Raw genomic sequence first — 8,643 nt, 5'->3', positions numbered from 1 at the left:
GCCCCTGCCCCCGCGCCTGTCGAGGCGCCCGGCCCGGTCGTCGCAGCTGCCGACGCGCCCGTCGCGCACGCGGCGCCGGCGGCGCAGCAGCAGGGCGTGGACGCGGGCGACCTGGCGGGCGGCGCGCTGCTGTGCGCCGGCCTGCTCGTCGCGATCGACCAGCTCCGTCGGCGTCGCCGGACCCCGGAGCCGTCGGAGGGCGCGATCGAGGCGGAGGTCGCCCTGCGCGTCGGCGCGGACCCCGAGCGCGCAGCCCGCCTCGACGCGGCTCTGCGGACCCTCGGCGCGACGCTGCAGTCGTCCGGCCGCAACCTGCCCGCGCTCTACGCCGCGACGATCGACGACGCCTCCCTCGTGCTGCACCTGGCCCCGCCGGAGCCCCACGCACCCGCGCCGTGGGTCGCGGAGGCCGAGGGTGCCCGGTGGGTGCTGCAGGCCACCGACCGCACGCCGGCGCCGCGACAGGCGGCCGCGCCCTACCCGGGGCTCGTGTCGCTCGGCCGCGACGACGCGGGCGCCGACGTGCTGCTCGACCTCGAGTCCGCGCAGGGTCCGGTCGCCGTGGTGGGCGACCCTCGGGCGGCGGGGGAGGTGGTCGCGGCGATCGCCGCGGAGCTGGCCACCAACCGGTGGTCGGACGCGCTGCGCGTCACCGGCGTCGACCTGCCCGGTGGTCTGACGGCCCTGGGCCCGCGCCGCTACCGGTCGGTGCGCAGTGCGCGCGACGTCCTGCCGGCCCTCGCGGAACGTCAGGCGGACGTGCTCGGCGGTGACGTCCTGAGCGGTCGGCTGCGCAGGCCCGGGGACCCGGCGTGGGTTCCGGAGTATGTCGCGCTCGGGTCGGTGCCGGACGCCGCGACCGTCGACGAGCTGCTGGTGCTCACGGGAGCGCAGCGACGGGCTCCGCTCGGTGTGGTCTGCGCGGGCGAGCTGCCCGGCGCGCGCTGGAGGCTCGAGGTGGACAGCGCAGGGACGCTGCGCGCGGGGCTGCTCGGCGTCTCGGTACGCGCGAACCGGCTCACGCCGGCCCTCGCCTCGGCCGTGGCGGAGCTGCTCACGGAGGAGCCTCCGCCGCTCGTCGACCCGGCCACGGTGGCGCGGAACGAGGAGTCGGTCGCGCGCCCCGCCCCGATCGTGCCGGCGCGTGAGGTCGACGCCGCCGACCTGGCCACGGCGCCCGTCCGCGTCCGGGTGCTCGGCTCTCCGTCCGTGGCTGCGCAGAACCCGATCGAGCCCGAGCGACTCGCCCTGTGCGTCGAGCTCGTCGTCCACCTCGCCCTGCACCCGTCGGGCGTCCACCCGACCGTCCTGGCCGGTGCGCTCTGGCCTCGCGGGGTCACGGCGGCGGTGCGCGACGCGACCATCGACCGGGCGCGCGAGTGGCTCGGCACCGACGTGCACGGGTCGCCGCACCTGCGCACCCGCGACGACGGGCTGCTCGAGCTCGGTCCGGGAGCCGTCCTCGACTGGGACGTCGTGTGCACGCTGACCGCCCGGGCACGGTCCCGGACCGACCCTGTCGACGAACGCCGCGACCTCGTCGCCGCGCTGCGCCTGGTCCAGGGTGGCGTTCTCGCCCGACGCCCGGCCGGTCGCTACGCGTGGCTAGCTCGCGTCCGGCTCGAGCGGGCTGCGCGCGACCTGCTCGTCGACACGGCACACCGGCTCGCGGTCCTGAGCACGCACGACGACGACCCGACGGCGGCGCGCGCAGCCGCCTGGACCGGTCTCGGGGTTGCTCCGACCGAGGAGCTGCTGTGGCGCGACGTGCTGCGTGCCGCGTTCGCGGAGGGCGGCACGGAGGCGGTGCGGTCGGCGGCGGACGAGATGGAGATGACCCTGCACGCATCCGGCGTCGCCGAGGTCGGGGCGCCGACCGCGGCGCTCCTCGAGGAGCTCGCACCTCGGGGGCTCGACGCCCGGCTGCCGGGGTCCGCGTGACGCGGGCGGCCCGCCCAGGGCTCCTCTACCCTCGTTCCATGCCGTCTCCCGTCCCGCTGCTCGGCCGCGCCGCCGTCGTCCTCCTGCTCGTCGGCGGGCTGGCGGCGTGCAGCTCGCCGGACCCCGAGCCGTCTCCGACCGTCGAGGCGGCGTCCACCCCGAGCCCGACCCCGACGCCGACCGTGGACGACGAACCGGTCGTCCTCGCTGCTCTGCAGCGGTACTGGGACGCCGAGGTCGCCGCCCAGGCCGGCAACACCGACCCGGCGGTCTTCGCCGGGGTTGCCGAGGGCCCGCTCGTCGAGGACTCGCTCGCCACGGCACGTCAGCTCCAGTCCGTCGGCCTCGCGCGCCAGGGGCAGCCGACGCTGTCGAAGCAGACGGTCACCGTCGACGGCGACACGGCGACCGTCCTGGTCTGCGTGGACAACTCGACCTGGACGATCCCCGGCCAGACGGTCGCCGAGGGTGTTTCGCTGATGGTCCCGACGAGCGTCTCGTTCCGCCGGGCCGGTGAGGACTGGGTGGTGACGGCGACGGCGGTCGCGCCACCGGAGTTCACGTGCTGAGGGCCTGGCGGGCGTTCGTCGTCCTGCTGATGCTCGCCGCAGGCACGGTCGTCGCCGCGTCGCCCGCGCAGGCCGCCTGTACGTCGCAGGTCGTCGGGGTCGACGCGCACGGGAAGCTGATCTACCAGACCGTCTGCGACGGCGGCCCGGGGACCCCGGGCGGCGGCACCGGCGGTAGCGGAGGCGGCCCGACGTGCACGCTCACGGGCCTGAACTCCTACTGCATCGGCTCGGCGCCGTGCTGGAGCAACATCCCCGCGGCCGTCCCGCCGACCCCCGAGCAGGAGGCGCAGCGCCCGTCGCCGGAGGCCGTCTGGGTGTACCAGCGGTGCAACGACGACGAGGCGGACCCGTTGTCGGGGTGGTCCTGGCAGGAGACGACCGGACCCACGCTCGAGGAGCTCGCGCAGCAGGCGTTCGGCGCCCTGCGGACCCCGCCGTTCTCGATCGGGGTGAACCCTCCGCGTCAGGCCGTCGTCGGCATCCCGACCTGGTTCTGGGCGGAGGCGGCAGGGAACGCGCCGCTGACCGGCACCGCGGCGCTGGGCGTCGTCGCCATCGGCACGCCGACGGGCATGGAGCTCGACCCCGGTGACGGGACGGGGACGATCAGCTGCCCGTGGACCGTGCAGGCGACCGACGCGTGCTCGCACGTCTACGACCGCAGCTCCGCCCGCCAGCCGGTGAGCGCCAGTGGGCTTCCGGCGTACACCGCGCGGGCCCGGCTGATCTACGACATCCGGTTCGAGGTCAACGGTGCGCCCCTGGACCTTCCCGGCACTCCCGACGAGCTGCAGTCGCCGTGGGCGCAGGTCGCGGTCCCGGTCGCCGAGGTGCAGTCGGTGGTGACGTCCTGACGCGAGCGTGGGAATCGTGACGCGACCCGCGCGGGGACCGCACTAGGATCGTCCGGTGCCCGCGAGGGCGCTCCCATGCATCCCAGAACGAAGGACGACCCGTGCTCCGCACCCACACGGCCGGCTCCCTGCGAGCCGAGCACATCGGTACCACCGTCACCCTCACGGGCTGGGTGGACCGGCGGCGCGACCACGGTGGGGTCGCGTTCGTGGACCTGCGGGACGCGTCGGGCATCGCCCAGGTCGTCATCCGCGACGAGGCCGTCGCGCACGGGCTGCGCGCCGAGTATGTGCTCCAGGTGACCGGCGAGGTCGGTCGTCGGCCCGCCGGCAACGAGAACCCGAACCTCGCGACCGGCGAGATCGAGCTCGTGGCGGCGGACGTCGTCGTCCTCAACGAGTCGGCCCCGCTGCCGTTCCAGGTCTCGTCGTCGCTGGACGAGACCGTCGGCGAGGAGGCCCGCCTCAAGTACCGCTACCTCGACCTGCGCCGGCCGGCCCCCGCCGCCGCGATGCGCCTGCGCGCCAAGGCCAACCAGGCCGCCCGCCGGGTGCTGGACGCGCAGGACTTCGTCGAGGTCGAGACGCCGACCCTGACGCGGTCGACGCCCGAGGGTGCCCGCGACTTCCTGGTTCCCGCTCGGCTGAGCCCGGGCTCCTGGTACGCGCTCCCGCAGTCGCCCCAGCTGTTCAAGCAGCTGCTCATGGTGGGTGGGCTCGAGCGCTACTACCAGATCGCCCGCTGCTACCGCGACGAGGACTTCCGCGCGGACCGCCAGCCGGAGTTCACGCAGCTCGACGTCGAGATGAGCTTCGTCGAGCAGGACGACGTCATCGCGCTCGGCGAGCAGGTGCTGGTCGCGCTCTGGGAGCTGATCGGGGTCACCATCCCGACGCCGATCCCGCGGATCACGTTCGCGGAGTCGATGGCCCGGTACGGCAACGACAAGCCGGACCTGCGGTTCGGCCTCGAGCTGGTCGAGCTCACCGAGTACTTCGTCGACACCCCGTTCCGCGTGTTCCAGGCGCCCTACGTCGGTGCCGTCGTGCAGCCCGGTGGCGGCTCGACGCCGCGCCGTGGCTTCGACGCCTGGCAGGAGTGGGCCAAGCAGCGCGGCGCCAAGGGGCTCGCGTACGTCACGGTCGGCGAGGACGGCGAGCTCGGGGGACCGGTCGCCAAGAACCTCTCGGAGACCGAGCGCGCGGGACTCGTCGCCGCCGTGGGGGCGAGCCCCGGGGACGCGGTCTTCTTCGCGGCCGGCAAGGCGAGCGAGGCCCGGGCCCTGCTCGGCGCGGCGCGCCTGGAGATCGGTCGTCGCGGCGACCTGATCGACGACAACGAGTGGAAGTTCGTCTGGGTCGTCGACGCCCCGCTGTTCAAGCCCACGGGCGAGGACGACGACGTGGCGGTCGGCGGCGGCGCCTGGACCGCGGTGCACCACGCCTTCACGTCCCCGACGCCCGAGTGGATCGACACCTTCGAGCAGGACCCGGGCGCAGCCCTGGCCTATGCGTACGACATCGTGTGCAACGGCAACGAGATCGGCGGCGGGTCCATCCGTATCCACCGCCGCGACGTGCAGGAGCGCGTGTTCGACATCATGGGCATCGGCCCGGACGAGGCGCAGGAGAAGTTCGGCTTCCTGCTCGACGCGTTCCAGTTCGGCGCCCCGCCGCACGGCGGGATCGCGTTCGGCTGGGACCGCATCCTCGCGCTGCTGACCGGCTCGGAGTCGATCCGCGACGTCATCGCCTTCCCGAAGTCCGGCGGCGGCTACGACCCGCTGACGGCCGCTCCCGGACCGATCACGCCCGAGCAGCGCCGCGAGGCCGGCGTCGACTTCACGCCGAAGGCTCCTCCGGCCGCGTGAGCGCGGACGTCCTGACGGGTCTTCCGCGACGGTGGCGTGCGGACCGTCTGCTCTGCGGCGACCGCGCGCGCTGGGGCGCCGTCGAGCCCTTCGGCGACGACGAGGGCGTCCTGCTCGTCGTGAGCGCGCACGAGCAGCCGGGTGTGAGCCTGCTGGGTCGGGGCGACGGCGCGACCGTCGACCGGCTGGTCGAGGCGGTGGTCGACGGGGGACGTCTCGACCTCGTCCGATGGATGAGCGTGCCGAGGACGTCCCGGCCGACCCCGCGGGTGCTCGACGCGCTCGGCCTGACGCCGTTCTCCGCGTGGGACTGGATGGCGTCCGACACCGAGCCGCCGGCGACGCCGGGTGAGGACCGGGTGCGTCGGCTCGACCCGTCACGCGATGCGGAGGCGATCCGATCCTGCCTGGCCGAGGCGAACCCGAGCACGTCGGCCGACCCGACCGCGGCCGGCGAGATCGGCTGGTGGGGCGTCGACGACGGGTCGGGGCTAGCGGGCGTGGTCGGCGTGGCGGCCCGCGCGGCGAGCGACGGCGGAGCGTCCTGGCACCTGCACGGTCTGGGCGTGCGACCGGTCGCGCGGGGGACCGGTGTCGGTTCGGCCCTCGCGGCCGTGGCCACCCGCACGGGCCTCGCGGCCGGCGCGGAGTGGGTGTCGCTGGGGTTGTACGCGAGCAACGACACCGCGCGGCGGCTCTACGAGCGGCTGGGGTTCCGGACCGAGGCGGAGCTGTCGTCGTTCGCGCCGGCGGGCGCGGACCGCCCGCCTGCCTGACGCGAGCTACCAGCGACGAGGCGGCGGCACCTCGCCCGTGAGGCTGGTGTGGGCGCGCGACGGGGCGTCGAGCTCGGGCACTCCCGTGGTCGCCCCGGGCCCGGCGTCGTGCGCGAGGACGACGGGCCGCGCACGGAAGGACCGCCGCCACGCCCACCAGACGACCAGACCGGCGCCGATCGCGTAGAGCCCGAGCTGGAAGAACGCCCAGCCCGCCTTGACCGCGACCGTCGGGTCCTCGTCGCCCGCGAGCCGGACGAGCTCTACCAGCGAGAGCGTGAACGGGATCAGGGCGCCGACGGTGATCCAGCGCGCCTGCCAGCGCAGGCGCCGGTAGGCGTCCCGGTCGGTCGGCACGTGGCGGGGCATCAGTGCACGATCCCGATCCGGTCGTGGACTCGGCGCAGGAACCCGGGCGCCCACCAGTTGAACCGGCCGAGCACCGTCATGGTCGCCGGCACGAGCAGGAGCCGCACGACCGTCGCGTCGATGAGGACGGCGATCGCGAGCGAGAAGCCGACCTCCTTGATCACGAGGAGCTGCCCGGCCACGAAGCCGGCGAACACGACGATGACGATCAGCGCGGCGGACGTGATGATCCGCCCGGACCGCTGCATGCCGAGGCGGACGGCCTCGTCGTTGGGTACACCCGCGTCCACGAGCTCCTTGATCCGCGAGAGCAGGAACACCTCGTAGTCCATGGCGAGCCCGAACCCGAACGCGACGACGAGCGCGACCACGTAGGTCTCGATCCCGCCCGTCGGCGTGAAGTTGAGCAGGCCGGCCAGGTGCCCGTCCTGGAACACCCAGACCATCACGCCGAGCGACGCCGCCAGCGAGAGCGCACTGGTGAGCAGCGCCTGGACCGGCACCACGACCGACCCCGTCATGAGGAAGAGCAGGATCAGCGTCGCCAGGGCCACGATCGCGATCGCGATCGGCGCGCGCTCGCCGACCGCGGCGGTGAAGTCGATCTGCGACGCGGCCTCGCCGACGACCCACGTGGGGAAGCCGGGGTCGAGCGCCCGGATCTCCTCCACGACCTGCCGAGAGACCGTGTCACCGGGGTCGTCGGTGTCGGGCCGGACGCCGATGGTCACGTAGGACCCGACCGGTGTGGGGGTGTCGACGGAGGCGACCCCGTCGATGTCCTCGAGGCTCGCGGCCCACGCGGTGGCCTCGTCGAGCGTGGTCTCGACGACGACCGTCACGGCCGGCGTGGAGGCCGCGGGGTAGTCGCTGGCCAGCACGTCGACGAACTCCCGCTGGGTGCTGCCCTCCGGCAGGAGCTCGGTGGTGGAGTTGCGCACCTCGAGGTGCGCCAGGGGGATCGCCAGGACGCCGAGCGTGACGACCGTCGCGCCGAGCACCCACCACGGGTGGCGCTGCACCCGTCCCGTGAGCCGCGAGAAGAACCCCTCCTCGGTCTGCACGTCGGAGGTGTGGGCGAGCACGACGCGCAGGCCGGGGACCCGGTCGAGGATGCTCGGGCGGATCAGCCGGCGGCCGGCCATCGCCATGAGTGCCGGAACCAGGGTCAGCGCGGAGAGCACCGCCACGAGGATGACCGCGACGCCGGCCGCCCCGAAAGCGCGCAGGATCGGCGCCGAGAAGACCATGAGACCGGCGATCGCGATGGCGACGGTCAGGGCGGAGAACGTCACGGTCCGGCCCGCGGTGGCCATCGTGCGCTCGATCGCGGTGATCACGGCGCCGTCGCCCCGTCGTCGGCGGCTCGCGCGTCCGTCGTCCTCGTCGACGAGCTTGTGCAGCTCTTCTCGGAACCTGGACACCATCAGCAGGCCGTAGTCGATCGAGAGCCCCAGCCCGAGCACGGTCACGATGTTGACCACGGAGGAGTCGAGGTCGATCACGTACGAGAAGGCGAGGAGCGCCGCCAGACCGCCCGAGATCGACGCGAGGGCGCCCGCCATGGGCATCGACGCCGCCAGGAAGCCGCCGAAGACGAGCACCATGATGACCAGGGCGATGGGCAGCGCGATGGCCTCGCCGGTGCGCAGGTCGGTCTCGACCTGCTGGGTGATGGCGTCGACGATCAGCGGAGTGCCGCCGACGATCCCGGTGACGCCCGGGGCGACGTCCTGCAGCTCGTCGGGCACCTGGTCGAGCTGCGCGTGCACCTCGGCCACGGCCTCGGCCTCCGCGTCCCCGGTCAGCTCCGGGTCCAGCTCGACGACGACGAGGAAGCCGTCACCGTCGTTCGCGACGAGGGGCGCGGCCGCCGGGTTCGCGGCTCCGTCGGGCAGCGCGAGCGGGTCGATGACGCCGACGACGCCGTCGATCGCGGCCAGGTCGGTGCGGATGGGGTCCATCGCCGCGTCGACGTCGGGGTCGGTCGGGTCGATGCCCTGCAGCGCGAGGGTCAGCGAGACGCCGCTCTCGTCGGCCTGGTCGAGGATGGCCCGGCCCTCGAAGCTCTCGGAGCCGGGAACCTCGGGTGCGCCGGTGGTCAGCCGCTCGAACAGGTTCTCGCCGTGCACGCCGACGACGGCGAAGCCGTAGCCGAGCACGACGAGCACGAGCCACACGGCGACGGTGAGGCGTGGGCGGTGGGCGACGATGCGACCGACACGGGCGAACACGCTGGCCATCGTCGCAGGTGATCGCG

Annotated in this window: 7 protein-coding genes; 5 read left to right on the top strand and 2 right to left on the bottom strand. The window is 74.2% G+C overall.

Going from position 1 to position 8,643, the window contains the following annotated elements:
- The 5 genes from AC1DUE_RS11010 to AC1DUE_RS10990 all read left to right on the top strand — a co-directional run.
- On the top strand, positions 1 to 1,941 hold a 1,941-nt coding region (locus tag AC1DUE_RS11010), incomplete at its 5' end, for a hypothetical protein (RefSeq protein WP_477039454.1).
- Between the two features lie 38 nt (positions 1,942 to 1,979).
- Positions 1,980 to 2,510: a hypothetical protein gene (locus tag AC1DUE_RS11005; protein ID WP_477039453.1), complete on the top strand. Its 531-nt coding sequence runs from the start codon at positions 1,980 to 1,982 to the stop codon at positions 2,508 to 2,510.
- Positions 2,504 to 3,367 carry a hypothetical protein gene (locus tag AC1DUE_RS11000; RefSeq protein ID WP_477039452.1) on the top strand — a complete coding sequence of 288 codons (864 nt, stop codon included), beginning with the start codon at positions 2,504 to 2,506 and terminating at the stop codon, positions 3,365 to 3,367. The genes AC1DUE_RS11005 and AC1DUE_RS11000 overlap by 7 nt, the downstream gene beginning before the upstream one ends.
- 101 nt (positions 3,368 to 3,468) lie before the next feature.
- On the top strand, positions 3,469 to 5,238 hold the full coding sequence (aspS, locus tag AC1DUE_RS10995) for an aspartate--tRNA ligase (RefSeq protein ID WP_477039451.1): 1,770 nt from the start codon (positions 3,469 to 3,471) through the stop codon (positions 5,236 to 5,238).
- On the top strand, positions 5,235 to 6,014 hold the full coding sequence (locus AC1DUE_RS10990) for a GNAT family N-acetyltransferase (protein ID WP_477039450.1): 780 nt from the start codon (positions 5,235 to 5,237) through the stop codon (positions 6,012 to 6,014). Before aspS ends, AC1DUE_RS10990 begins: the two co-directional genes overlap by 4 nt.
- A 6-nt stretch (positions 6,015 to 6,020) precedes the next feature.
- Here AC1DUE_RS10990 and AC1DUE_RS10985 read toward each other — a convergent pair whose 3' ends face one another.
- Together AC1DUE_RS10985 and AC1DUE_RS10980 are read right to left on the bottom strand one after the other, a co-directional pair.
- Positions 6,021 to 6,383, bottom strand: coding sequence for a hypothetical protein (locus tag AC1DUE_RS10985; RefSeq protein ID WP_477039449.1), 363 nt, complete (start codon positions 6,381 to 6,383; stop codon positions 6,021 to 6,023).
- Positions 6,383 to 8,626 carry an MMPL family transporter gene (locus tag AC1DUE_RS10980; protein WP_477039448.1) on the bottom strand — a complete coding sequence of 748 codons (2,244 nt, stop codon included), beginning with the start codon at positions 8,624 to 8,626 and terminating at the stop codon, positions 6,383 to 6,385. Before AC1DUE_RS10980 ends, AC1DUE_RS10985 begins: the two co-directional genes overlap by 1 nt.
- Between the last annotated feature and the right edge of the window lie 17 nt (positions 8,627 to 8,643).

This window comes from Cellulomonas sp. P4_A2 (assembly GCF_056402515.1).
This window is presented reverse-complemented; position numbering and strand designations above follow the sequence as displayed.